We start from the raw sequence: 23,453 nt of genomic DNA, 5'->3' as shown, positions 1-23,453 counted from the left end.
TCTGAGATCCCGCAGACGTCCGGTGAAACCGGCGACCGGTCCGGCGTTACTTGGCGTTCTCGACCGCCGTCTTCAGCTCGTCGATGTACTTCTGCGCCGCCTCGGCCGGCTTCTGCCGGTCGAAGAGCACCTCCTGCACGTAACGGCCGGTGAGGTTGTTGATGTCGCTGGCCCCGGCCGGGGTGAGCGCCGGCGGCGTGCTGACCCGGCTGGAGACCAGGTCGTTGAACGCGGCGGCCTGCTCCGAGGGCGCGTCCAGCTCCGGGCGCAGCGTCTGCAGCGCCTTGGAGTTGGCCGGGATGCCCCGGTCGACGCCGATGATCTTCGCCGCCTCCGGCGAGTTGGCCAGGAAGTCCACGAACTTCGCGGCCTCGGCGGGGTGCTTCGTGCGCGCCGCGATCGACCAGTACATCGACGGCTTGTAGTAGAAGCCGGGCTTGGCGCTGTCGACCGTGGGCAGCTCCAGCAGCACCAGCTCGGCGTCCTTGGTGGCGGCCTGCAGGGAGATGATCTGCGTGTTGTAGTTGAAGTTCATCGCCTGCTTGCCCAGCACCAGCCAGGTCTGGTTCAGCGCGGCCGTCATCTGCTCCACCGACGACTCGGCCGAGGGCGCGCCCTTGCCCGCCATCCGGGCCGTGCGCTCCCAGAACTCGGCCAGCACGGCCGCCTCGAGCACCACGTTGCCGGAGTCGTCGAACAGGTCGCCACCGTTCTGGCGGGCGTAGTTCGTGATCTGCCCGGCCTCGGTGCCCAGCGCCCCGACACCCACCACGTCCCCCTTGGACTTGGTGCTGAACTCGGCCGCCAGGGACTCGAACTCGTCCCAGGTCCAGGTCTTGTCGTCGGGCAGCGCGATGCCGTACTTCTCGAACAGCGTCTTGTTGGCCACCAGCGACATCGCGCCGTTGCCGATCGGCAGCGCGTACTGGGTGCCGCCGGCCTGACCGGCCTGCAGCGTGACGTCCTCGAAACCGCTGAGGTCGAGGAACTCCTTGGTCTTGGCCAGGTCCATCAGCGAGCCGCGGTCGGCGTACGTGCGCAGGTACAGCTCGTCCATCTGGATGATGTCGGCCGAGTCGTTGGCCGCGAACGTGGTGGCCAGCCGGTCCCAGTAGCCCTGCCAGTCGGCGAACTCGCCCTTGACCTTGATCTTCGGGTTCTCCTTCTGGAAGGCGTCGATCGCCTTCTGGGTCAGCTCGTGCCGGGCGTCCGAGCCCCACCAGGTGAACCGCAGCGTCACCTCCTCGTTGGAGAGGGCCACGTCGGCGTCGTCACCACCGACGGCGCAGCCCGCCAGCGCGAGCGTGGAGAGCCCGGCGAACGCGCCACCGAGCAGCGTGCGGCGGGAGAAGGGGGTGGTCATCACTTGCCTCCGGTGGTGGCGATGCCCTGGATCAGGTAGCGCTGACCGATCAGGAACGCCAGGAAGATGGGGACGAGGGACACGACGCTCATCGCGAACAGGGCGCCGAAAGAACTGTTCTCCTGCGCGTCGATGAACGAGCGCAGGGCGACCGGCACGGTGTAGAGGTCCGGGTCGGTGAGGAAGATCAGCTGGGCGAAGAAGTCGTTCCAGGTCCAGATGAACGTGAAGATCGTGGTGGTCGCCAGGGCCGGCACCATCAGGGGCAGGATGATGCGGCCGAAGATCCGGGCGTGACCGGCCCCGTCGATGCGGGCCGCCTCGTCGAGCTCACGCGGGATGCCACGGATGAACTGCACCATGAGGAAGACGAAGAAGGCGTCGGTGGCCAGCATCTTCGGCGCGATCAGCGGCACGAACGTGTTGATCAGGTCCAGGTTCGCCCACAGGATGTACTGCGGAACGATCACGACGTGCACGGGCAGCATGATCGTGAGCAGCATGATCGTGAAAGCCGTGCGCTTGAAGGGGAACTCGAGCCGGGCGAAGGCGTACGCGGCCATCGAGCAGGAGACCAGGTTGCCGAGGATCGCGCCCAGCACCACGATCGCCGAGTTCAGCAGGTAGGTGCTGAACGGGCGGGCGAGCGCGTTCCACCCGTCCGGGTAGTGCGTGGTGTCGAACGTGTTCACGAAAATGCCGTAGCTGTTGAAGATCTCGTTGTCCGGCCGGATCGAGCTGGCCAGCATCCACAGCAGCGGGTAGAGCATGATGAACGCGGCGAGGAGCAGGACGCCGTGCCTCAGCACGGATCTCACGCGGAAGGTGGTGCGTGGCCGGTCGGCGGAGGGGGGCACGGCCACGGGCGGCGCCACCGGGGCATCAGTTGTCATAGAACACCCAGAATTTCGAGGCCCAGAAGTTGATGGCCGTGAACACCGCGACGATGAGCAGCAGCAGCCAGGCGAGTGCCGACGCGTAGCCCATGTTGAAGTTCACGAAGCCCTGCTGGTACAGGTACAGCGTGAAGAACAACGTCGAGTCGGAGGGCCCGCCCCGTCCGTCGGACACCACGAAGGCCTGGGTGAACGACTGGAACGCGCCGATGATGCCGAGCACGAGGTTGAAGAAGATGATCGGGGAGAGCATCGGCAGCGTGACGTTGCGGAACTGCTGCCAGCGGCTCGCCCCGTCGACCGCCGCCGCCTCGTAGAACTCCCGGGGGATCTGCCGCAGGCCGGCCAGGAAGATGACCATCGGCGCACCGAAAGTCCAGACGTGGAGCAGGATCAGCGTCGACAGGGCGGTCGAGGGCTGTGAGATCCAGCCCGGGCCGTCGATGCCGAACACCGCGAGGAACTGGTTCACCAGGCCCTCGGCCCCGAACACCCGCTTCCACAGCACCGCCACCGCCACGCTCGAGCCGAGCAGTGAGGGCAGGTAGAAGATCGAGCGGTACAGGGCCAGTCCGCGCAGCCCCCGGTCCAGGAAGATGGCCAGGGCGAGCGCCACGGCCAGCTGGATCGGGGTGGAGACGAAGACGTAGATCATGGTGACACCGAGCGAGTTCGCCAGACGCTGGTCGTCCAGCATCCGCTGGATGTTCTCCAGACCGGTGAAATTCGCTGCGCTGAGCAGGTTGTAGTCCGTGAAGGACAGATACAACGACATCAGCATGGGCCCGGCCGTGATCACGACCAGCCCGATCAGCCAGGGTGCCAGGAAGACGGCTGCCGCCTTCCCGTCGTGGGTCCTCACCCCCTGGCCCTTGCGCCCGGAGCGTCCGGGACTCTTGTTCAGCGCCCGGATCTCGCTGACCACACTCAAGGCCGACCTCCTTGCCTGCCAAGCCACACTGCCGCAGGGAAAGCGCTATCCAGCGCGGGCTCCAGTGAAACAGGTCACGAAGGGCGCCGCAATGGTCCCCCTCCACTTTTTGTTCAGGAATCCGACCTGTCGTCAGACTGACCCGCAGGTGGCGGCCGTCGTGCGACGAACGGTCGTGGATCGGTTGACCGGGCCGGGAGTCGGCTGCCAGTCTGCTGGAAAGCGTTTACCGCCGCGCGTCCCTTCTCGACGCGTGTTTCCTGTGCGCGAGCCATAGAACGAGGAGTCGGCATGGCACACGACCCCATCGGCATCATCATGAACGGCGTCTCCGGGCGCATGGGCTACCGGCAGCACCTGCTGCGCTCGGTGCTCGCGATCCGCGCCGAGGGCGGCGTCCAGCTGTCCGACGGCACCCGGGTGCAGGTCGAGCCGATCCTGGTCGGCCGCAGCGAGAGCAAGCTGGCCGACATCGCCAAGAAGCACGACATCGCCGACTGGACCACGGATCTCGACGCCGCGCTGAGCGACCCGCGATGGACGGTGTACGGCGACTTCCAGATCACCGGCGCGCGGGTTCCGGCGATCCGCAGGGCGATCGCGGCGGGCAAGGCCGTCTACACCGAGAAGCCGACCGCCGGCACCCTCGAGGAGGCTCTGGAGCTGGCCGCGCTGGCGAAGGCCGCCGGGGTCAAGAACGGCGTGGTGCACGACAAGCTCTACCTGCCGGGCCTGCGCAAGCTCGCCCGGCTGGTGGAGTCCGGGTTCTTCGGGCGGGTGCTGTCGATCCGCGGCGAGTTCGGCTACTGGGTGTTCGAGGGCGACTGGCAGGCCGCGCAGCGCCCCAGCTGGAACTACCGCAGCGAGGACGGCGGCGGCATCGTCGCGGACATGTTCCCGCACTGGAACTACGTGCTGGAGAACCTGTTCGGGCCGGTCGAGGCGGTCTACGCGCGGGCCGTCACGCACATCCCCGAGCGTTCGGACGAGCAGGGCCAGGCCTACGCGGCCACCGCCGACGACGCCGCCTACGCGGTGTTCGAGCTCGCCGGAGGCGTGGTCGCGCAGCTGAACTCGAGCTGGGCGGTGCGGGTCAACCGCAAGGAGCTCGTCGAGTTCCAGGTCGACGGCACCCACGGCAGCGCCGTGGCCGGCCTGTTCGGCTGCCGCGCCCAGCACCGCACCGGCACCCCCAAGCCGGTCTGGAACCCCGACCTGGCCGAGACCCACGACTACTTCGACGACTGGGCCGAGGTCCCTGACAACGACGTCTACGCCAACGGTTTCCGCGAGCAGTGGGAACAGTTCCTGCGGCACGTCGCCGAGGACGCGCCCTACACCTTCGACCTGCTGGCCGGGGCCCGCGGCGTGCGGCTGGCCGAGGCCGGGCTCGAGAGTTCCCGCACCGGGCGCCGGATCGAGCTGCCGTCGCTGACCGCCGGGGACGACGCCTGATGCCCGCCATCGGCACGATCACCGCCGAGGGGGTGCACGGCAGCCGGGACCTGAACGAGCCCCCGCGTTTCGACCGCCCCGCCGGGCCGCTGCGCTCTCGGGTCGTCTACGCGGCGGCGCACGTGGTTCCCCGGGTCGCCGGTGACAACGTTCCCGGTGCGCCCGCCGACATCGACTGGGACGCCACGCTCGCGTTCCGGCGTCACCTCTGGTCGTGGGGTCTGGGCGTCGCCGACGCGATGGACACCGCCCAGCGCAACATGGGCCTCGATCCCGCCGCCGTGCGTGAGCTCGTCACGCGCAGCGCGGCCGAGGCGGCCTCGACCGGGGGCGCGCTCGTGGTGGGGGTGAACACCGACCACCTCGAGGACGACGTGGTCACCCTGGACGCGGTGGTCACCGCGTACCTCGAGCAGCTGGAGCACGCCGAGAACAACGGCGCGGGCGTGGTTCTCATGGCCTCACGCCACCTGGCGCGGGCCGCGACCTCGGCCGCCGACTACGAGCGGGTGTACGCCGAGGTGCTCGGGCGGGCCGGCTCCCCGGTGGTGCTGCACTGGCTCGGCGAGGCGTTCGACCCGCAGCTGGCCGGGTACTTCGGGCCCGGGCTGAGCGTGGGCGGGCGCATCGACGTGGTCGCCCGGATCATCTCCGCGCACGCGGACAAGGTGCGCGGTATCAAGATGAGCCTGCTCGACGCCGGGCACGAGATCACCCTGCGGGCCCAGCTCCCCGAGGGCGTGGCCATGTTCACCGGCGACGACTACCACTACGTCGGTCTCATCGCCGGTGACGGCGTCCGCCACTCCGACGCCCTCCTGGGCGCGTTCGCCGCCCTGGCGCCCCACGCGTCCGCTGCCGTGCAGGCCCTCGACGCGGGCGAGCACGACCGCTACCACCGCGTCCTCGGCCCGACCGAGGCCCTGGCGCGGCACGTGTTCGAGGCGCCGACGTTCCACTACAAGACCGGCATCGCGTTCCTGGCCTGGCTGAACGGGCACCAGCCGGCGTTCACCATGGTCGGCGGGCTGCACGCGGCGCGGGGCCTGCCGCACCTGTCGAGGCTGATCGAGCTGGCCGACGACGTCGGGGCGCTGGAAGAACCGGAACTGGCCGCGTACCGCTGGAACCGGTTGCTGAGCCTGAACGGCGTGCCCGTGCCGACGGTGGTGCGCGCATGAACCCCCGGCTCTCCCTGAACCAGGCCACGATCAAGCACGCGGACCTGGCCACCGCACTGTCACTCACGGCCGAGGCGGGCATCACCTCGATCGGGCTGTGGCGCGAGCCGGTCGCCGAGGTCGGGCTCGGCCGGGCCGCGACCATGGTCTCCGACTCCGGGCTGCGGGTCTCGAGTCTGTGCCGGGGCGGGTTCTTCACCGCGTCCGACCCGGCCGAGCGGGCCCGGGCGCTGGACCAGAACCGGCGCGCCATCGACGAGATCGCCACCCTGGCCGAGGCCGGGGCTCCCGGCTCGGCGCCGGTCCTGGTGCTGGTGGCCGGTGGGCTGCCCGCCGGCGACCGCGACCTGGCGAGCGCCCGCGCCCGGGCGGCCGAGGCCGTGGGCGACCTGGCGGCGGACGCGGCCGGGGCCGGGGTGGTGCTGGCGGTCGAGCCGATGCACCCCATCTACGCGGCCGACCGGGGCGTGGTCTCCACGCTGCGGGAGGCGCTCGACCTGGTCTGTGACCTGCCCGCGAAGGTGGCGGGCGTGGTGGTCGACACCTTCCACGTGTGGTGGGACCCGACCCTGCCGGCGCAGATCTCGCGGGCCGGGGCCGAGGGCCGGATCGCCTCGTACCAGGTGGGCGACTGGATCACCCCGTTCCCCGGCGACGCCCTGCTCTCGCGCGGGCTGATGGGTGACGGTCACGTGGACTTCGCGTCGATCACCCGGCTGGTGCTCGACGCCGGGTACACCGGTGACGTCGAGGTCGAGATCTTCAACCAGGAGCTCTGGGACGCCGATCCCGCCCAGGTCGTCGCACGCGTGGTGAAGGCGTTCGACGAGACGGTGGCGGGACAGCTGTAAGGAACGTGCCGGCGGATTCTTTCGGGCACCCCGTCCACGCTGCCGGTCGCGGGCCGGCGGGGTGGTCGGGTGTGCTGCCGGCGGTGCTGCTTGAGGACGCGTCGGCGCACCCGCGCCCGTAACCGTCACCTTCCCGGGTGGGTTGCGTCACGGTGCGGGCCCGCCCGGCGCCCGCTCACGAGCCGCACCGGTCTCTCACCTGGGTGTTCGCACTCCGGCCCGGAAACCTGCCTGTCGCCCGTGCCTGCTAGTGTCCGCGCCCGGAGTGGGGGCATTCTTCGGGTTGCGCCCCGGGACACGCGTGGCTGTGGGGCGTTGGTGGATCAGCAGGACTCAGGTCAGCAGGAACCCGTCGGACCGGGGACGCCCGCGGCGTCCCGTCAGCCGGGCCGGCCCGGTTCCCCCGGGCCGGACGCACCCGGCGCGACCGTCTGGGCGAACCCCCAAACCCCGCACGTGACACCGGGATCCTCGCCCGCTGCGGCCTGGGGCGCATCCCCCGGCGCCGTCCCGGCCGGCTCACCGCAGCCCGGCTGGGGCACTCCGGCCGGCGCGGACGCACCACCGGCCGGCGCGGGCGCACCACCGGCCGGCACACCTCAGCCCGGGTGGGGCCCGCCGCCCGCCTGGGGAGCCCCACAGCCCCGAACCCCCATGCCGCGCAGGCAGAAGCGCATCCTCGTCGGCGTGCTCGGCGGCCTCCTGGTGCTCGCGCTCGCGGCCGTCGCCGGGGTCGTCGTGCTGGCCGGCAGCGGTGAGAGCGCCGACGAGAAGCGGGAGAGGTACGCGGCCCCGTTCGTCGAGGCCGCGAACGCGCTGAAGGAGGCCCCGGGCCTGCGCTTCGACGACGGCACCTACGACGTGCAGCTGACCAGCTTCGGCGACTACACCGGCACCGCCCGGATCCACAGCGCCGTCGCACCGATCATGCGCACCGACGGTTCCCTCTACGCCCAGCTCGGCGCGAGCGCGGTGCGGACCCTCCTGCCCTATGTCAGCGGTGGCGGCGCCCGGAGCTGGGTGTCGATGAGCCCGGGCGACCTGGACACGCTGTCCGTCGACGGCTCCGTGCCCGAGTCCCCCGAAGCGGCCGGTGAGGCCGTGCTCGACGCGATCAACGCGTCCACCAGCGACTTCACCCCACCGACCGACGGAACCACGGCCGCCGGGCAACCGAACAGCGGCACCGGCAACACCGCGGTGACCCTGAACGGCACCCCCGCCCTGATGGCCGAGACCCCCGCCGGGGCGATCTACGTGACCGCCGCGTCCCCCCACACCCTGCTGCACGTGCCCGACGCCGTGTTCACCGGCGAGACGGGCGACGGGGCCGACGCCCCGCAGAACCCGCAGAATCCGCAGGGCCCTCAGAACCCGGGCGGGAGCACCGACGAGGTCTCGTTCACGCGCCCGGTCGCGGACCGCGATCCCGGCCCGGCCACCACCACCTTCGACGGGGTCACCCTCACCCCGCTCGACGCCGCCCAGGTCTCGAAGGTCTACGACGAGCTCGCGCAGCAGGCCGGCACGCTCGACGACGTGCTCGACGCCGGGGTCGACCTCGCCCTCGGCGTGCCCACGGTCGACTGCACCCTCGAGAAGTGCTCGTACAAGGTGAAGGTCACGACGTACGCCACGGCCGGGGGCGACGACGCGGCAGCAACCTCACGTATCGCCCTGACCGCCTCGTTCGAGGTCGACGGCAAGAAGGGGGTCGGCGCCTGCACCACCGCGCTGACCTTCCGGAGCGACCAGGCCCGCACCATCGGCTGCACGACGCGCTCGGCGGCCGGGGAGATGAAGGACGCGATGGCGGACGCCCGCGCGGACGCCCTGGTGCGCTCGCGGGCGCTGGGCGGTGCGCGGGTGCAGTACTCGGTGCCCTACTACGGCGAGGGCCTGGTGCGCGGGGTCGCCCAGATCGACGTGAAGAAGCTCGTCGCCACGTTGCAGGACCGGGCCGGGCGGTAGAAGCAGGCGAGCAGGGCCGGACTCCCCCGGGTCCGGCCCTTTCCTGTCCCTATTCCCCTTTCCCGCACCTGTCGATTTCCGATGCGTGCGCTGCCCTTTCGGTCATTCGTTCGTCATTCCCGGAACGCCTGCCGAACAATTGCGCGCGAACCGAACCGGCCTTTGGATAGGGTCTGCGCGTTACGTGTGGGGAATCCTCGGTCCGTCGTGAGCGCAATGGCGCCCAAAGACGTCCGCCAGTTGTCGTTTTTCCTTTTCGGCACCTGCGCTCGCCCTCGGCCGGCCGGGATGTGAACGGGTGAAGAACCGGAGCACATCGGTGCGATGGAGGGGTTGCAGTGACACGGGTTTTCAGAGGTCTCGGCCATGTGGTCTCGCAGAGACCGTGGTGGGTGATTCTCGGGTGGGTGATTTTCGCCGTGCTGTCGGTGGTGCTCGCACCGACCGTCACCGCGACCACCGACCAGGCGGACTTCCTGCCGAACAAGTATGACTCCATCAAGGGTTATGAACTGCTGGACGAGGCTTTTCCGCAGACCCAGCAGTCCGGCGCGACGATCGTCTTCGACCGCGCCGACGACGCCAGGCTGACCGAGGCCGACCTGGCGAAGATCACCGAGATCAGCAAGGGCCTGAAACTGGGTGACGCGTTCGGCACGGTCGACGCGCCGATCCCGTCGCCGTCGGGCGAGGCGGCCATCGTCAACATCGGCCTGGCGCCGGGCGTCACCGGGCAGGACCCCGAAGACCTCGACCAGGTGAAGGATCTGCGCGACAGCCTGGACGCGGCGGTCGGCGGCAGCGGCCTGGAGCAGGGCGTGACCGGCTCGCTGGCGCAGGGGTACGACCAGACCCAGTCCGGGCAGAACGCCGAGGCGATCGTCTTCGTCGCCACGATCCTGCTGATCGTGGTGCTCCTGGGCATCATCTTCCGCAGTGTGCTGATCGCGGTCATGCCGCTGTTCCTGGTCGGCCTGGTGTCGGTGGTGGCCGGGGGCCTGATCGCGATGGTCGAGAAGGCGTTCGACCTCAACCACGACCCGTCCACCAGCGTCATCCTGATCGTGGTGCTGTTCGGCATCGGCACCGACTACATCCTGTTCTTCCTGTTCCGCTACCGCGAGGCGCGGCGGGACGGGGAGGAACACCGCAGTGCCGTGGCGCACGCCATCGAGCGGGCCGGTGAGGCCATCGCGTCCGCCGGTGGTGCGGTGTTCGTGGCCTTCATGACGCTGGTGCTCTCGTCACTGGGCATCTTCCAGTCGATCGGGCCGTCGCTGGCCGTGGCGGTCGCGGTGACCCTGGTCGCGGCGCTGACGCTGGTGCCGGCCGTGGTGACGCTGCTGGGCCGGGCGCTGTTCTGGCCGTCGAAGAAGTGGCGGCAGCAGCCGACCGGGACGCGGTTCGCCCGGGTCGGGGCGTCGCTGGGAGCCCACCCGGTGCGGTACGCGGCGCTCTCCGGTGCGTTCCTCCTGGTGCTGTCGGTGTTCGCGCTGTCGTTCAACCCGACGTTCGACCTGGGATCGGCCGGTTCCTCGAGCGACGTCGAGTCGGCCCGGGCCACCGCCACGATGGAGGCCAAGGGCTTCAGCGCGGGCGCGACCGACCCGACGCCGATCATCCTGCACGCCTCCGACGGGCAGGCCCTGACCGAGGCCGAGGTGAAGACGTTCGCCGACACCATCGGCGGGGTCGACGGGGTCGGGCAGGTGAGCGCGTCGACGCTGTCGCAGGCCGACCCGGGCACCGCGCTGGTGATGACGATCCTCGACGCGGACTCGGCGTCCACCCGGGCGCTGGAGACGGTGAAGGACCGGCTGCGCCCGGCCGCCTCCGAGGCGGCGCCGGACGGGACGGTCGCCTACGTGGCCGGGACGTCGGGGGTGTTCGTCGACTTCCAGGCCGCGATGAACCGCGACTACTCGGTCGTGTTCCCGGTGGCGGCGCTCATCATCCTGCTCATCCTGATGGTGCTGCTGCGCAGTCTCGTGGCGCCGTGGTACCTGATGCTGTCGGTCGGGCTCGGCTTCGCGGCCACCCTGGGCGCGGCGACCATCGTGTTCCAGATGATCAAGGGTGACCCGGGCCTGATCTTCCTGCTGCCGATCTACATCTATCTGTTCGTGGTCGCCCTCGGGACCGACTACAACATCCTGATGGTGGCCCGGCTGCGCGAGGAGGCCCGGGACGGCAAGGATCCCCGGGAGGCCGCGGCCCAGGCCGTGCGGCACGCCGGGCCGACGATCGCCGCGGCCGGGGTGATCCTGGCCGGCACGTTCGCCTCGCTGATGCTGGCGGGCAACTCGCTGCTCACCACGATGGGCTTCGCGGTGTCGTTCGGCATCACCATCGCGGCGTTCGTGATGTCGATGTTCTTCACACCGGCGCTGACGGCGCTGTTCGGGCACGCGGCGTGGTGGCCGGGGCACTCGGACATCGCTCCCCCGGGCCAGCAGCACGAACCTCCGGCGGGGACCCGGACGCAGGACCCGGTCCACGAGGGATAGGTGCCGACACGAAGAAGCCCCCGCACGCGTGCGGGGGCTTCTTCGTGAGGGGATCAGCCGAAGAGGGCCGACACCTTCTGGATCGTCTCGTAGATGCCGTACACCAGGGCACCGCTGACGATGACCCACAGGGCGATCGCCGCGATCGCGGCCGGACCCTGGACGGTGGTCTTCACGTCGTCACTCATTTTTCAGGTCCTTTCAGGCCGCGGTCTCGGAAACGGCTTCCGCGGCGGGCTTCTCGGCGCCCAGGGCGCGCACCAGGATGTTGGCCACGAAACCGATCACCAGGATGCCGACCATGATCTGGAACGACAGGGCGTACAGGTCCGAGCCGGACTTGCCGGCGGCCGTCTGGTGGTCGGCGACCCGGTTGACCACGAGCGGGCCGACGATGCCGGCCGCGGACCAGGCCGTCAGCAGACGGCCGTGGATGGCGCCGACCTGCACACCGCCGAAGAGGTCCTTCAGATAGGCCGGGATGGTCGCGAAACCGCCGCCGTAGAAGCTGATGATGACGCAGGCCGTGGCCACGAACAGGCCCACGCCGGAGGTGCCGGACAGCGCCAGCAACAGGTACAGCAGCGCGCCGACGCCCAGGTAGACGGCGTAGATCGGCTTGCGGCCGACGCGGTCGGAGGCCGTCGACCAGACGAAGCGCCCCGCCATGTTGCACAGCGACAGCAGGCCCACGAAGCCCGCGGCCTCGGTGGCGTCGACGTCGGAGAAGAAGTCCTGGATCATCGGGGACGCCTGCTCGAGGATGCCGATGCCGGCGGTCACGTTGCAGAACAGGATCGTCCACAGCAGCCAGAACTGCGGCGTGCGGATGGCCTGGTTGGCGGTCACGTCGGCGACGGCACCGTGACCCAGGCCGGGACGGCGCGCGGCGGCGGTGACGGCCGAGGCGGAGCTGAAGCCCGGGGGCGTCCAGTCCGCGGCGGGCACCCGCACCACCCAGGCACCGAGCGACATGAGCACGACGTAGATCGCCGCCAGCGTCAGCATGGTCGGGGCGATCGCGTCTTCCGGCTTGTCCGCGTAGGCGGCGAGCAGACGGCTCGTGAGCGGGGACGCGACCAGCGCGCCACCGCCGAAGCCCATGATGGCCAGGCCGGTGGCCAGGCCCGGGCGGTCGGGGAACCACTTGATCAGCGTGGAGACCGGCGAGATGTAGCCGATGCCCAGGCCGATGCCGCCGATCACGCCGTAGCCGAGGTACACCAGCCACAGCTGGTTCGTGGCCACGCCGAGCGAGCTGACCAGGAAGCCCGTGACCCAGCAGGCCATCGAGACGACCATGGCCTTGCGCGGGCCGTTGCGCTCGACCCAGGTGCCGCCGAACGCGGCGGACAGGCCGAGCATGACGATCGCGATCGAGAAGACGACGCCGATCGCGGTCAGGCTGGAGTCGAAGTGCGTGACGAGTGGGCCTTTGAAGACGCTGAAGGCGTAGACCTCGCCGATCGAGAGGTGTACCGCGAGGGCGGCCGGCGGGACGAGCCACCGGTTGTACCCGGGCGGGGCCACGGTGCGTTCGCGGTCAAGGACTGAAGACATGCTGGCTACCTCGTGCTCACCATTGGGCTGACGCCCACCAGGCTTGCACAGGTAAGCGGCATAAGCCCTGTTGTGAGACCCCGGATCCGAATAACGTTCGGGACTCGATCAGGACCTTTGCCCCTACGGGAAGACCACGTTCTGATGGCTATCACGGGTGGCCGGGGGCCGCGAGTGCAGAGGCGGCCCGGGGCGGCTCAGAGAGCCGAGCCGCTCCCAGTCGGCGACCACGCGCGTCCTCAATCGGTCGTCGTTCAGCCAGTCCATGCCGCGCACCAGATGGAGGGTCTCGATCAGTTTGAGCGACAGCGCCGGGTCTTCGGCGGCCAGGGCCAGGGTGCGGCCCGCCCAGACACTGGGGGCCTGCGGGCGGCCGTCGATCTCGACGCCCGGAACGCCGAAGTCGGAGCTGGTGGCGAACTGCCAGGCGGGCAGGAGCAGCTGGTTCAGGCGCTGCTGGAAGTCGGCGGCGAGGCCGAGCAGGTGGGTGCCCGCGCGTTCGGCCAGGGTTTCGCCGAGCAGGCGGGCGCCCATCGCGGCGGTCGCCATGCCCTGCCCGTAGAGCGGGTTGACGGCCATGACGGCGTCGCCGAGCACCACGAAGCCCTCGGGGCGGCGTTCGAGGGAGGCGAAGTCGCGGCGCCGGCTGGCGGCGTTGCGCCAGGTCGCGATCGGCTCCCCGCGGGTGAAACGGCGGTACAGGTGGGCCATCTCGCCGGCGCCGCAGCTGTGCAGGAAGCCCGCGAAGCCGTCGGGATCGCGGGGTGGGTGGTCGCGGCCCGCGCCCAGGGCGGCGATGACGAGGCGGTGGTCTTCCTGGAGCCACATGGCCGCGCCGCGGGTGGACGAGGGGCCGTCGCCGGTGAGGGTGGGGGCCATGACCATGGCGAGGCAGCCGGGGTCCCAGCCGTCGGGCACGGTGACGTGGGTGCTGGCGAAACCCCAGTGCGCGTCGACGACGGTCTCGCCGGGGGCGTCGAAGCGGGCGCGGGTGAGCCATGAGGGTGACTGTGAGGCGCGTCCGCTGCTGTCGACCACCAGGCCCGCCGCGAAACGTACCGGTTCACCGGTGTTCTCGACCACGGCGTCCACACCCGCGACCCGGCCCCGCTGCAGGTGAAGGCCCATGACGCGGGTGCCGGGGACGATCTCGACGTTGGGCAGGCTGCTGACGCGCTCGCGCAGGTACCACTCGAGCAGATGACGCGAGGGCTGCAGCGTGTGCATCGTCGAGGGACCGCGCGGCAGCCAGCCGGAGCCCCACGCGAAAGCCGTGTCCTGCGCGGGATCCGTCCAGGGGACGCCTTTCGCACGCAGGTCGTCGCTGGTGCCGGGGAGCAGTTCCTCGAGCGCGATGCGCCCGCCCGCCGCGAGCACGTGGAAGTGGTCACCCTGGGGAACGCCGCGGCGCCGGCCCGGCTGGGGCGACAGGTCGTCACGTTCGATCACGAGCACCCGGTCGCAGTGCGGGGCCAGGGCGGCGGCGCTGGCCCACCCGCCGATGCCCCCACCGATGACCAGAGCCGTTGACAGTGACGCAGACATGACTTCCATTCGCGGACAGTGATATTCAGGGCTTCGTCGTCTCCGCCCTGCTTACCGTCAACGATGTCGCCAGCGCCTGATTCCGTACATCCCCCAGGAGATGGCTCTTGGAGTTCCTCCTGTCGTACCAGTCGTACGTCTGGGGTAGTACTTCGAGACGATGCACCGGGCCACCCCCGGTCGGATACCCAGGTGCTGGAGGTGGCACTCGCGGCGGGTGACGGTGAGCTCGTGTTCCCCGGTTCGCCCGTCGGGCGCGACCCGGCGTCGAACGAGGGCGTGGCCATTCCTGAGGTCACCCGACAGAAAGTGTGGCCGTCTCCCAGCCGGCCAACGGCCCAGCCCGTAGCGTTGACGGCAATGCCGGGGGACGTTCGGAGGAACGATGGAAACGCAGTTCTACGGGCCGGACGGTGGCGAGCCAGGGCGTGCATCCGGTTGGAAGGTGCGACTGGAACTGGCCACCGCGGTCGTCACGCTCGCCACCGCACTCATAGGTCTGCCGCTCTTCCTCCACAACCGGGCTTCTTCCGAGGCCCAGCCTCTTCCTTCCGCAAGTGCCACCGGAGGAACGGCGGCGGACGGTGAACGGGGAGCGAACCTCGAACCGGGGAAATCCACGGGCGTCACGGAAGACGCCGGGCCCAGCAGCGCCGCCGACGCGGTTGCAGCTCAGCTCCGGTTGCCCGAGGAGTACATCGGCACGTGGCGTGGAATCGGCACGCAGGGCTCGCAGAAGTATCTGACCATCGTTCGTCTTCGGGGCGGCGAGGCGGGCGAGGAGGTGGGCGACAGCTCCTACCCGCCGCTGGACTGCACCGGCAAGCTCACGCTGATCAGCGGTGGTGACGACGTGGTGATCCGGGAGGAGGCGACCGTGGGCTGTCAGGACATCGACCTGCACCTGTCCCTCAACGCCGACGGCACTCTGGACTACGTTGCGGGCGAACCGGATTCGCCGACCGTGGTGGGGAAGCTGATAGCGGAGTAGATCCGCGGGCTCGCCACCCGACGAGTTCCGGGCGCCGGGGATGATCGCGGCGAGGGCCTCACGCCTCGGGGCTGGTCCGCAGGGCTCGCACCACGGTTTCCGCCAGGCGGGCCACCCGGGCGAAGTCCACCTCGTCCGCGGTGTCGCCCGGCAGGTGGTAGCGGTGGTTCCGGAACGACGCGGTGCACGTCAGCATGAGCGAGGGCACACCGCGGTCCCAGAACGGGGCGTGGTCGGAGCGGTCGAGATTACGCAGGGGACGGGCGATCTGCGTGATCAGCCGGCCCGCCCAGCCGTCCGGTCGGGGATCCAGACCGATGAGAACGTTCACGCCGTCGGCGCTCTCGCGGATCGTCGCGGCCACCCGCCGGGACGAGCGACGGCAGATGGCCAGGACGAAGTCGCCCCGGCCGTCGTTGGCGGCGATCTCGGCGGCGGCCTGCGGGAACACCCAGCGCAGGGCACCGACGCGCTGGGTGTCCGGTTCGCCGGTGAAGGTGCCGACGGACTCCAGGCAGATGACGTGCTCGGTGTTGCGCCGGACGCTGCGGTGACGGGCCAGGGCCCGCGAACCGATCTTGCCGAGCTCTTCGAGGTCGACGAAGGCCAGGCGCACGCTCGGCGGGTCGGGCAACTCGGCCAGCAGCCGCGCGCACTCCAGCACCGCGGCCACGCCGGAGGCGTTGTCGTCGGCGCCGGGGCTGTCCTCGACGGTGTCGACGTGGGCGATGAGGAGGACCGCACGGCTGTCGGTCTTCTGGCCGGGCAGGTGGGCCAGCAGGTTGACTCCCTCCAGCCGGGGGTAGAGCCGCACACGCTTCCAGAGAGGAGCTACGCCGCCCTTCTCGGTGACGCCGATGGCCCAGCGCATGACGAAGGGCGCCTGCCTGGTCGTCCAGCCGTAGGTCTCGAGTTCGGCGGTGATGTAGGCCATCGCCCGCCGAAGGCCCTCCGGGTGATGGCGACGGCCTCGAGGGGTCTCGGCCAGGGTGCGGACGTGGTGTTCGATCCGCTCGGCTGCTGCCTCGGTCACCGGCGCGCGGTTCTGAGCACGGGACCGGCGACTGCGAGCGTCGCTCCTGTCGCGATGACCAGGTAGCCGGGGCCGGTCAGGGGAAGCATCGCCAGGCCGAGCAGGACCAGGACGGCAGCCGCGCGGAGCACGGCGACGTGGGCGGGCACGGGTGGTCCTTTCGTCGGGCGTTGACGGTACTACGGCCGACGTCCGCTCGGGGAGGGCCTACGGAGGTAGCGGTCCTGGGTGCCCGGAAGCGGAACCGTGCTGCTTTCGATTATCGATAATCGAAAGCAGCACGGTCGCCCGCGCCCGGCTCCGACGCAGCCCACGCCCCGCGCCCATACCCACACCCACGGCCACGGCCACACCCACACCCACACCCACACCCACACAGCCCACACCCCACGCAGCCCACACCCACGCCACGCCACGCCACGCCACACCCACGCCCACGCCCACGCCCACGCCCACGCCCACGCCCACGCCCACGCCCACGCCCACGCCCACGCCCACGCCCACGCCCACGCCCACGCCCACGCCCACGCCCACGCCCACGCCCACGCCCACGCCCACGGGATGATCCCTTCGACCGGGTGATCCCTTCGACGGTCCGCGCCACGTCCCCGCAGGCGATCCGCTCCGACCGGGACCCCCTCAACGCTGCCCCACCGGAGTCCCCCACGAAATCTCCGCCACGGCACTTGCAGGGAGGCACTCGCAGGGAGGCACTCGCAGAGAGGCGCTTGCAGGGAGGCGCTTGCAGAGAGGCCTTCCGGTCGTGCGGCTTCACCCGTGCCGAAGCACGGTTGCTGTCGACACGACCCCCGCGGCTCTCGATCGTTCAAGCGGACTGGAGTGAGCTTCTGGACGGCGGACCGTCGTCTGACGGCTCGCCCGGCGTCAGCCACGACCGAAACCCGGCGTGTGAGAGTCAGATACGGACCGGCGCGCTGCTACGGTCGAGATCCGCGGGTGGACGGCCCGCAGCGTTCCGCACACGGGGGTGAACGGTTCTTGAAACGCTCTGCGGCGGCTGCGCTCATCGCCAATACCGCCGTCTTCCTGTCCCTTTCGGCCTGTTCCTCCGGCGGCGACGAGGAGTGGGCCTCGGAGCTGCAGCCCAGCGACTGCGCCGTCAACCCGGCCGACCAGCCGGGCGAGATCACCAGGGTCCGCGTGGTGCCCTGCACCAGCAAGCACGATCTCGAGGTCTTCGGGCGCATTCCCTACCGCACCCAGAAGCAGGCCGAAGCCACCACCGGCTCCGACCAGGAGTACCCGGGCCGCGACGTCCTCATGGACTTCGCCCGTGAGGAGTGCGCGGGCGCCTACCGGCCGTACCTCGACGGGGCGGCGCACACCTCGAACCAGTTCCTCACCTACCTCTACCCCTCCGTCGAGTCCTGGAACGCGGTCGGAGCGGACTCGCTTCACCTGGGCCCGCTGAACTCCCTGGTCGGTGACGCCCCCGAGGCCAGCCGCGACGTCGTCTGCATCGTCCGGACGACCGACGGCCTGGTGGAGCACTCGGTGCGGGCCCTCAGGTCATGAGCCCGCTGCCCGTGGTTTCGGGCGCACTGCTGCAGTGCTCGATGGGCCTGGTCCCGACCCCCCTGACCGTGCTGCCGGTGGCCCGGGTGATGATCGAGAAGCGGCCCGCCGCAAGGATCACCGACAACGTACCCGGACTGAACATCACCCCGTTCGGGCTCTGCCGCAGCCCCGCCAACCCCGCGGTTGCCGCAGCGACCGCCGCCGCCCTGGGGGTTCTCACCCCGATGCCGTGCTGGCCCGTTCCGGCGGGTCCGTGGATCAGCCCCGCCACCCGCAGCACGGCCGGCGGAATCCCTCTGCTGGCAGCCGGAAGCACCTGCATGTGTGCATACGGCGGTGTCATCAGCGTGCAGATGCCGGGCGCTCTGCGCAGTCAGGTGAGTTGACAGGCCCTGTCTCCGCGATGAGCCCTCAAGGTCGTTGAACCGTCCACCGAAAGCCTTGACGGTTGCTCCGTTTCAGGGTGGTGCTCTTGACATCTCCCGGCGGAAGGGTTCGGGGGATGGACCCACGGGGGCGGGTACGGGAAAGGCCCGGACAGTTTCTGCGCAGCCGACTTCTCACGACTCACAGGAGCTTTCCGCATGCCCACCTACACCGCGCCCGGTGTCTACGTGGAGGAAGTCACCTCCAGCCAGAAGGTGCTCACGGCAGCGCCCACCGCGGTCGCCGCGTTCGTCGGCTTCACCGAGCGGTTCCCGACGGACGACCCGCGGGACCCGGAGGGCCTGGCACCCCGGCTCGTCACCAGCTGGATGCAGTTCGAGTCGCTGTACGGCGGCTTCATCGCCGGCGCGATGCTGCCCCTGTCGGTGTACGCGTACTTCCAGAACGGCGGACAGCTCGCCTACATCGTGCGCGTCCCGCACACCGCTCCCGCCGGAGCCCCCTCGGCCATCGCCGTTCCCGCGGCCGACCGGGCCCTCGGTGCACCGCTCAATGTCGAGTCCATCGAGCCGGACGCACCTCTCACCATCTCGGTGCACCCCGAGGAGCCCGAGAGCGAGGACGCCCCGGTCACCTTCCGTCTGGACGTCCACGAGGGCGACCTGACCGTCGAGTCGTACCCCGGCCTGACCCTCGACGGGCCGGACGAGGCGTCCACCAAGATCAACGGCACCTCGACCCGGGTCAAGGTGGAGGTCAAGGTCAGCGCCGACGCCGACCTCGCCACGCAGCTCGAGCTGCTGCGCCCGGGCCACTACGAGCTGCTCAAGGCCCAGCCCACGCCCGTTCCCGTGACCGGCCGCCACTTCGCCGGCAGCGAGAGCGAGCGCCGCGGCCTCGGCGGCCTGTCCCTGGCCGAGGACGTGACCATGGTGCTCCTGCCCGACCTGGTCACCGCCGCGACCCGGGAGGACGGGTCGATCGACCTGGGCCTGTGGAAGGCGGTGCAGACCTCGCTGATCACGCACTGCGAGCAGTACACCAACCGCATGGCCATCCTCGACGCCCCTCCGGGGATGACCGCGCAGCAGATCAAGGAGTGGCGCAGCGACGTCGCCATGTACGACAGTCCTTTCGCCGCGATGTACTACCCGTGGGTGAAGATCGAGAACCCCGTCGGGGTGGGCGCCGACACCGAGATCCTGGTCCCGCCGAGCGGTCACATCGCCGGCCTGTGGGCACGCACCGACGCCACCCGGGGCGTGTGGAAGGCCCCGGCCAACGACACCCTGCGCGGCGTGCTCGACCTCGAGCGCACGATCAGCCAGAACGAGCAGTCGCTGCTGAACCCGATCGGGATCAACTGCATCCGGCCGTTCGGGGTGCGGGGCATCCGGGTCTGGGGTGCGCGCACCCTGACCAGTGACACGGACTGGACGTACATCAACGTCCGCCGGCTGTTCAACATGGCCGAGAAGACCATCCAGGACGGCACCCAGTTCGCGGTGTTCGAGCCGAACGACGTGGCCCTGTGGGAGGGCGTGAAGCGCACGCTCGACGCGTTCCTGCGCGGGCTGTGGACGCAGGGCGCTCTCGTCGGCGCCTCGCCCGACCAGGCGTACTACGTCAAGTGCGACGAGGAGACGAACCCGCCGGAGAGCGTGGACGCGGGCCGCCTCATCGTCGAGGTCGGGCTGGCGCCGGTCAAGCCCGCCGAGTTCGTCATCTTCCGCATCGCGCAGCACAAGCAGTCCGCCGCCTGAACCCCCTGAACCTGAACCCAAGGAGCTGTCGAAATGGCTGAGACCGTGATCGATTCGAACACCGGCCTGATGTCCAACGCCTTCTACCTCGAGGTGGACGGCACACCCATGACCATGCTCACCGGCATCCAGGGCCTGGACGTCAGCGTCGAGGCGACCGACATGCAGCAGACCACCGACAAGGGAAAGATGGTCTGGACCCGCACGCTCGGCAGCCGCAAGAACAGCGGCACCCTCACCCTGAACCGCCTGGCCGTGGACAACGCCACCAGTGACGGCATCTGGCAGTGGTTCACCAAGATCAAGGACAAGGGCTCGCTCACCGACGCCCGCAAGAACGGTTCCGTCGTGCTCTACGCCTCTGACCACGCCACCGAGCTCGGGCGTTTCACCTTCACCAACGCCTGGGTCTCGAGCATCTCCACCGACTCGCTCGACGTCTCCAGCGGCAACCCGCTGAAGGAGACCATCAAGCTGGAGATCGACAGCCTCGTCCGCACCAAGTAGTCCCGTGTGCTCTTGCCCCGCCGTCGTGCGGGGCAAGAGCCCTCTTCCGGAGGACCAGACCCATGCCCAGCGACACCGAGATCCTCGGTGGCCAGCCCCCGGTGGCGGCGAACTTCCTGCTCGAGGTCGACGGCGTCGCCATCGGGACCTTCCAGAAGGTCTCCGGCCTCGAGGTCACCGTGGCCACCCACGAGTACGCGGAGGGTGGGGTCAGCGGCTTCGTGCACCGGCTGCCCGGTCAGATGAGCTGGCCCAGTCTCGTCTTCAGCCGCGGCCTGACCACGTCGGACAACCTCTTCGCCTGGATGAACCGCAGCGCCGGCGACGGGTTCCAGTCCGCCGGGGGCAAGCTGGAGCGCAAGACGGCCTCCGTCACCCTCATCGACGTGACCGGCAACCGGCTGCGCTCGTTCGCGGTCCGCGACGCCTTCCCGGTGCGCTGGACCGGGCCGGCCCTGGCCACCCAGGACAGTTCCGTGCTCTACGAGGAACTCGAGGTCGCTCACCACGGATTCACCTCGGCCACGTTCGTATGACCCAGACCAAGGCCTACTTCAAGCCCGAGACCGGCGCGAACATCCCGTGCCTGTTCAACCCGTCCGAACTCGCGATCTCCCGCACCAACCAGTGGCGTTCGGCGGCCCGGACCGGGCGCGACGTGCCCACCCTCGAGTACGCCGGGGCCGAGAGCGGCACCATGTCGTTCGAGGTCTTCTTCGACACCACCGACACCGGCGAGACGGTCACCACGCACACCGGGGCGCTGATCGGGCTCATGGACGTCAACACCGGCCTGCCCGGCAGCGACCAGGCGACGGGAAGGCTGCGCCCACCGACGGTCTCGTTCCACTGGGGCAGCTTCAAGTCGTTCGAGGCGGTCGTCACATCGCTCGACGTCAAGCTCGTCCACTTCTCCTCGACCGGTGTTCCGCTGCGGGCGCGGGTGCAGGTCGAGCTGCTGCAGTACAGGAAGGACACCGCCTTCGGCCCGCAGAACCCGACGTCCGGCACGCCCTGGCCGCACACCGTGCACCAGGTCAGCCCGGGCGAGACGCTCGACCGCATCGCCGCGCGCTACTACGGCGACGCGACCGCCTGGCGGCTCATCGCCGAGGCCAACAACATTCACGATCCGCTGGCCGTCCGTGTGGGGGCGACGCTGGCCATACCGGGGAGGCCCGCATGACCAGCGTTCCGATCATCACGCTCGACGGCAGCCAGCTGCCCTGGGACCTCGGCGTGCGGCTGCTCCAGGTCTCGGTCGAGCGCGGGGTGCGGCGCTCGGCGCGGGCCGAGATGACCCTCGACGACCCGGGTTTCCGGATCCTCACCGATCGGGCGAGCTCGTTCAGGCCGGGCACCGAGGTGTCGATCGCGTTTCCCACCGCCCAGGGTTCGCCGGTGAAGGTGTTCACGGGCACTGTCAGCGGCCTGCGCGTGTCCTGCCCGGAGGAGGGCGACCATCACACCGCCGTCACGATCGTGGCCGAGGACGCGGCGCACGGGCTCGGGAGTGTGGGCCGCACCGTCAACACCGCCAACGCCCCTCTGACCGACGCCCTGAGCGCGGCCCTCACACCGCACGTGCGCCCGGTGCGGATCGCCGGGCTGCCGGCCGGCACCCGGGACGCCGTCATCGTCGCCTGCTCCCCGCTCGATCTGCTGGAGCAGGTGTGCGAGCGGTACGGCGTCGAATGGTGGGTGGATCCGGCCGACGGTTCCCTCAACGTCGCACCGGCGCCCACCTCGAGCCCGTCGGTGACGCTGGACCTGGGCGCCGACCTTCGCGAGCTCGACTTCGTCACCGCGGGCAGGTCCACCGGCACGGTCGTGCTGCGGGGCTGGGACCCCGTCGCAAAACGTGAGGTCACCGGGCGGAACACGACCGCGACCGCGGCCCCGGGCGGTCCGGCCCTGCTGACCGGCGCCAACGGTTTCGCCCAGGCCGATTCCGCCAGCAGCTACGAGAGCCGCGCGCTCTCGACCGCCGGCGAGGCCGACATCACCGCCCAGGCCACGGCGCAGGCCGGTCGTTTCGCCCGGTCGGGAACGGTTCTCACGGTGAGGACGCATCTCGTCCAGCCCTCGATCGCGCCCCGCACCGATCTCTCGCTCGAGGGCGCCGGCCCGATGTCGGGCAGACACGCCGTCGTCGCGGTCCGGCACGAGTGGGGACGCACGAACGGCACCACCGTGGTGGCCGGGGACCGCACCCGGGGTGCGGGGGCCCTCGACGGTGCGCACGTCGTCCACCCTTCGGCGGCCGACCAGATGATCGGCGGCACCATGGGCATGCTGCCCGGGCTGATCTCCGACATTCACGACCCGAAGAACTGGGGACGGGTGAAGGTCAAGCTGCCGACGCTCGGGCCCGACGTCGAAAGCGGCTGGGCCCGGGTGGTTCTGCCCGCGGCCGGGCCCGACCGGGGATCGGTGGTGCCGCACCGGGTCAACGACGAGGTCCTCGTCGGGTTCGAGGAGGGCGATCTGCAACGGCCGTTCGTGCTCGGCGCCGTGCACAACGGGCGCGACAGCGCACCGGCCGCGACCTCGGGCCGTCAGGCCGATCTGTCCTCGGGGCTCACCAGCGCGAACGGGCACACCCTCGTCATGACCGACGCGAGCGCCCCGGCCACGAACGGCGTCAGTCTCAAGCACAAGGACGGGCACGAACTGCAGATGTCCGGCAACGAGACCGTGTTGAGGGCCGCGACCGGGAAGCCGCTGAGACTCGTGGCCGGCAAGGCGTCCATCACGCTCGACGCCCAGGGCAACGTGAGGATCGAGGGTGTCGACATCACGATCACCGGGCAGAAGGGCGTGGAGGTCAAGGGGGTGACCGTCGCGGCGAAGGCCTCGACCACGCTGGCCCTGGAGGGAACCGCGACCAGCGAGCTCAAGGGCGCGAAGGTCGACGTCACCGCGAGCGCGATGGCCTCGGTCAAGGGCGCCACCGTGGCGATCAACTGAAAG

Annotated in this window: 21 protein-coding genes; 13 read left to right on the top strand and 8 right to left on the bottom strand. The window is 70.2% G+C overall.

All coding sequences use genetic code 11. The features are described from left to right. Window positions 1-46: 46 nt before the first annotated feature. Genes J2S57_RS28255 through J2S57_RS28245 form a run of 3 tightly spaced genes read right to left on the bottom strand, consistent with a single transcriptional unit; the run spans window position 47 to window position 3,163 of the window. A complete protein-coding gene (locus tag J2S57_RS28255; RefSeq protein WP_307248580.1) occupies window positions 47-1,363 on the bottom strand; it encodes an ABC transporter substrate-binding protein in 1,317 nt (438 codons plus the stop codon). Next, on the bottom strand, window positions 1,363-2,256 hold the full coding sequence (locus tag J2S57_RS28250) for a carbohydrate ABC transporter permease (protein ID WP_370882512.1): 894 nt from the start codon (window positions 2,254-2,256) through the stop codon (window positions 1,363-1,365). The genes J2S57_RS28255 and J2S57_RS28250 overlap by 1 nt, the downstream gene beginning before the upstream one ends. Then, on the bottom strand, window positions 2,246-3,163 hold the full coding sequence (locus J2S57_RS28245) for a carbohydrate ABC transporter permease (RefSeq protein WP_370882716.1): 918 nt from the start codon (window positions 3,161-3,163) through the stop codon (window positions 2,246-2,248). The genes J2S57_RS28250 and J2S57_RS28245 overlap by 11 nt, the downstream gene beginning before the upstream one ends. A 318-nt stretch (window positions 3,164-3,481) precedes the next feature. Here J2S57_RS28245 and J2S57_RS28240 point away from each other — a divergent pair, with 318 nt between their 5' ends. The 5 genes from J2S57_RS28240 to J2S57_RS28220 all read left to right on the top strand — a co-directional run bounded on the left by J2S57_RS28240 (window position 3,482) and on the right by J2S57_RS28220 (window position 11,155). Next, complete coding sequence (locus J2S57_RS28240) at window positions 3,482-4,645, top strand: Gfo/Idh/MocA family protein (RefSeq protein WP_307248576.1); 1,164 nt, start codon at window positions 3,482-3,484, stop codon at window positions 4,643-4,645. Beyond that, window positions 4,645-5,826: a DUF993 family protein gene (locus tag J2S57_RS28235; protein WP_307248574.1), complete on the top strand. Its 1,182-nt coding sequence runs from the start codon at window positions 4,645-4,647 to the stop codon at window positions 5,824-5,826. Before J2S57_RS28240 ends, J2S57_RS28235 begins: the two co-directional genes overlap by 1 nt. Continuing rightward, the gene (locus tag J2S57_RS28230; protein WP_307248572.1) at window positions 5,823-6,677 is read left to right on the top strand and encodes a sugar phosphate isomerase/epimerase family protein; all 855 of its coding nucleotides are present in this window, start codon (window positions 5,823-5,825) and stop codon (window positions 6,675-6,677) included. The genes J2S57_RS28235 and J2S57_RS28230 overlap by 4 nt, the downstream gene beginning before the upstream one ends. A gap of 654 nt (window positions 6,678-7,331) precedes the next feature. Continuing rightward, entirely contained in the window at window positions 7,332-8,648 is a 1,317-nt protein-coding gene (locus J2S57_RS28225; protein WP_307248570.1) for a hypothetical protein, read from the top strand. Window positions 8,649-9,055: 407 nt separating this feature from the next. Continuing rightward, window positions 9,056-11,155, top strand: a complete 2,100-nt coding sequence (locus J2S57_RS28220) for an MMPL family transporter (RefSeq protein WP_307248568.1) — start codon at window positions 9,056-9,058, stop codon at window positions 11,153-11,155. A 53-nt stretch (window positions 11,156-11,208) separates the two neighbouring features. Here J2S57_RS28220 and J2S57_RS28215 read toward each other — a convergent pair whose 3' ends face one another. The 3 genes from J2S57_RS28215 to J2S57_RS28205 all read right to left on the bottom strand — a co-directional run bounded on the left by J2S57_RS28215 (window position 11,209) and on the right by J2S57_RS28205 (window position 14,260). Further along, window positions 11,209-11,343 (bottom strand): MFS transporter small subunit, encoded by a 135-nt coding sequence (locus J2S57_RS28215; protein ID WP_307248567.1) that lies wholly within the window; start codon window positions 11,341-11,343, stop codon window positions 11,209-11,211. A 13-nt stretch (window positions 11,344-11,356) separates the two neighbouring features. Next, a complete protein-coding gene (locus tag J2S57_RS28210) occupies window positions 11,357-12,715 on the bottom strand; it encodes an L-lactate MFS transporter (protein WP_307248565.1) in 1,359 nt (452 codons plus the stop codon). Window positions 12,716-12,838: 123 nt separating this feature from the next. Beyond that, on the bottom strand, window positions 12,839-14,260 hold the full coding sequence (locus tag J2S57_RS28205) for an NAD(P)/FAD-dependent oxidoreductase (protein ID WP_307248562.1): 1,422 nt from the start codon (window positions 14,258-14,260) through the stop codon (window positions 12,839-12,841). A 385-nt stretch (window positions 14,261-14,645) separates the two neighbouring features. Here J2S57_RS28205 and J2S57_RS28200 point away from each other — a divergent pair, with 385 nt between their 5' ends. Next, window positions 14,646-15,251, top strand: coding sequence for a hypothetical protein (locus J2S57_RS28200; protein ID WP_307248560.1), 606 nt, complete (start codon window positions 14,646-14,648; stop codon window positions 15,249-15,251). A 58-nt stretch (window positions 15,252-15,309) separates the two neighbouring features. Here J2S57_RS28200 and J2S57_RS28195 read toward each other — a convergent pair whose 3' ends face one another. Both J2S57_RS28195 and J2S57_RS28190 read right to left on the bottom strand, forming a co-directional pair. After that, on the bottom strand, window positions 15,310-16,284 hold the full coding sequence (locus J2S57_RS28195) for a M28 family peptidase (protein ID WP_307248557.1): 975 nt from the start codon (window positions 16,282-16,284) through the stop codon (window positions 15,310-15,312). Beyond that, window positions 16,281-16,433 (bottom strand): PGPGW domain-containing protein, encoded by a 153-nt coding sequence (locus tag J2S57_RS28190; RefSeq protein WP_307248555.1) that lies wholly within the window; start codon window positions 16,431-16,433, stop codon window positions 16,281-16,283. The genes J2S57_RS28195 and J2S57_RS28190 overlap by 4 nt, the downstream gene beginning before the upstream one ends. Before the next feature lie 850 nt (window positions 16,434-17,283). On the opposite strand from J2S57_RS28190, the gene J2S57_RS28185 reads away from it, so the two are divergent. The 7 genes from J2S57_RS28185 to J2S57_RS28155 all read left to right on the top strand — a co-directional run bounded on the left by J2S57_RS28185 (window position 17,284) and on the right by J2S57_RS28155 (window position 23,450). Beyond that, window positions 17,284-17,820, top strand: a complete 537-nt coding sequence (locus J2S57_RS28185) for a septum formation family protein (RefSeq protein WP_307248553.1) — start codon at window positions 17,284-17,286, stop codon at window positions 17,818-17,820. Next, the gene (locus J2S57_RS28180) at window positions 17,817-18,209 is read left to right on the top strand and encodes a DUF4280 domain-containing protein (protein ID WP_307248551.1); all 393 of its coding nucleotides are present in this window, start codon (window positions 17,817-17,819) and stop codon (window positions 18,207-18,209) included. The genes J2S57_RS28185 and J2S57_RS28180 overlap by 4 nt, the downstream gene beginning before the upstream one ends. Before the next feature lie 198 nt (window positions 18,210-18,407). Further along, window positions 18,408-19,973 (top strand): phage tail sheath family protein, encoded by a 1,566-nt coding sequence (locus tag J2S57_RS28175; RefSeq protein WP_307248548.1) that lies wholly within the window; start codon window positions 18,408-18,410, stop codon window positions 19,971-19,973. Window positions 19,974-20,006: 33 nt separating this feature from the next. Continuing rightward, window positions 20,007-20,480: a phage tail protein gene (locus tag J2S57_RS28170; RefSeq protein WP_307248545.1), complete on the top strand. Its 474-nt coding sequence runs from the start codon at window positions 20,007-20,009 to the stop codon at window positions 20,478-20,480. A 62-nt stretch (window positions 20,481-20,542) separates the two neighbouring features. Continuing rightward, window positions 20,543-21,016, top strand: coding sequence for a phage tail protein (locus J2S57_RS28165; RefSeq protein WP_307248543.1), 474 nt, complete (start codon window positions 20,543-20,545; stop codon window positions 21,014-21,016). Beyond that, window positions 21,013-21,666 (top strand): CIS tube protein, encoded by a 654-nt coding sequence (locus tag J2S57_RS28160; protein WP_307248540.1) that lies wholly within the window; start codon window positions 21,013-21,015, stop codon window positions 21,664-21,666. The genes J2S57_RS28165 and J2S57_RS28160 overlap by 4 nt, the downstream gene beginning before the upstream one ends. Beyond that, window positions 21,663-23,450, top strand: coding sequence for a phage baseplate assembly protein V (locus tag J2S57_RS28155; RefSeq protein ID WP_307248537.1), 1,788 nt, complete (start codon window positions 21,663-21,665; stop codon window positions 23,448-23,450). Before J2S57_RS28160 ends, J2S57_RS28155 begins: the two co-directional genes overlap by 4 nt. Window positions 23,451-23,453: the final 3 nt, after the last annotated feature.

The organism is Kineosporia succinea (assembly GCF_030811555.1).
GTDB lineage: Bacteria > Actinomycetota > Actinomycetes > Actinomycetales > Kineosporiaceae > Kineosporia > Kineosporia succinea.
Note: the sequence above shows the minus strand (reverse complement) of the source record. Positions and strands in the feature narration are given on the sequence as shown.

Bases quoted from the DNA above. Each gene is read 5' to 3' on its own strand.
- J2S57_RS28255 (WP_307248580.1), bottom strand. From the start codon at position 1,363: ATGACCACCCCCTTCTCCCGCCGCACGCTGCTCGGTGGCGCGTTCGCC.
- J2S57_RS28250 (WP_370882512.1), bottom strand. From the start codon at position 2,256: ATGACAACTGATGCCCCGGTGGCGCCGCCCGTGGCCGTGCCCCCCTCC.
- J2S57_RS28240 (WP_307248576.1), top strand. From the start codon at position 3,482: ATGGCACACGACCCCATCGGCATCATCATGAACGGCGTCTCCGGGCGC.
- J2S57_RS28235 (WP_307248574.1), top strand. From the start codon at position 4,645: ATGCCCGCCATCGGCACGATCACCGCCGAGGGGGTGCACGGCAGCCGG.
- J2S57_RS28230 (WP_307248572.1), top strand. From the start codon at position 5,823: ATGAACCCCCGGCTCTCCCTGAACCAGGCCACGATCAAGCACGCGGAC.
- J2S57_RS28225 (WP_307248570.1), top strand. From the start codon at position 7,332: ATGCCGCGCAGGCAGAAGCGCATCCTCGTCGGCGTGCTCGGCGGCCTC.
- J2S57_RS28215 (WP_307248567.1), bottom strand. From the start codon at position 11,343: ATGAGTGACGACGTGAAGACCACCGTCCAGGGTCCGGCCGCGATCGCG.
- J2S57_RS28210 (WP_307248565.1), bottom strand. From the start codon at position 12,715: ATGTCTTCAGTCCTTGACCGCGAACGCACCGTGGCCCCGCCCGGGTAC.
- J2S57_RS28205 (WP_307248562.1), bottom strand. From the start codon at position 14,260: ATGTCTGCGTCACTGTCAACGGCTCTGGTCATCGGTGGGGGCATCGGC.
- J2S57_RS28200 (WP_307248560.1), top strand. From the start codon at position 14,646: ATGGAAACGCAGTTCTACGGGCCGGACGGTGGCGAGCCAGGGCGTGCA.
- J2S57_RS28180 (WP_307248551.1), top strand. From the start codon at position 17,817: ATGAGCCCGCTGCCCGTGGTTTCGGGCGCACTGCTGCAGTGCTCGATG.
- J2S57_RS28175 (WP_307248548.1), top strand. From the start codon at position 18,408: ATGCCCACCTACACCGCGCCCGGTGTCTACGTGGAGGAAGTCACCTCC.
- J2S57_RS28170 (WP_307248545.1), top strand. From the start codon at position 20,007: ATGGCTGAGACCGTGATCGATTCGAACACCGGCCTGATGTCCAACGCC.
- J2S57_RS28165 (WP_307248543.1), top strand. From the start codon at position 20,543: ATGCCCAGCGACACCGAGATCCTCGGTGGCCAGCCCCCGGTGGCGGCG.
- J2S57_RS28160 (WP_307248540.1), top strand. From the start codon at position 21,013: ATGACCCAGACCAAGGCCTACTTCAAGCCCGAGACCGGCGCGAACATC.
- J2S57_RS28155 (WP_307248537.1), top strand. From the start codon at position 21,663: ATGACCAGCGTTCCGATCATCACGCTCGACGGCAGCCAGCTGCCCTGG.